Here is a 389-nt window from a genome sequence, read left to right as displayed (position 1 = left end):
GCCCGGCACCATGCCGAGCGGCGCGCATTCTAGCCGATAACCGGCAGCGGTTTCGCCCACTCTGTGATCAGTGGCTCATGCCTGGGGTTCCACGTGGAACATCACCGTTCAGGCTTCGCTGAGAAAGCGCAGGCCGACGCCTTCCGCATCGACTCGCACGACTTCCATCTGCAGGATCGGCGCGTCGATCGGCAGATCCTGTACCTGGCCAGTAACGACACTGCCTGTTGGGAGCTGGGTCAGATCCGGGTGTTTGACATAGACCCCGGTGTCGGAGAGGTCGCGTGTCTGCGCCATCAGCTCGCCAAATAACGGGTGACTGATACGGATTCGGCACTTGAGCGGGGTTCGTGGGTATTGTCGTTGATTATCCATCGAGTCCCTCGGGA

Annotated in this window: 1 protein-coding gene; it reads right to left on the bottom strand. The window is 60.7% G+C overall.

The window, feature by feature from the left end:
- Positions 1-108: 108 nt before the first annotated feature.
- The coding region (locus ACLJNW_RS23430; protein WP_410961114.1) for a PilZ domain-containing protein at positions 109-389 on the bottom strand (281 nt) is incomplete at its 5' end.

The organism is Salmonella sp. SAL4457 (assembly GCF_046548235.1).
In the GTDB taxonomy this organism is placed as follows: domain Bacteria; phylum Pseudomonadota; class Gammaproteobacteria; order Enterobacterales; family Enterobacteriaceae; genus Salmonella; species Salmonella enterica.
This window is presented reverse-complemented; position numbering and strand designations above follow the sequence as displayed.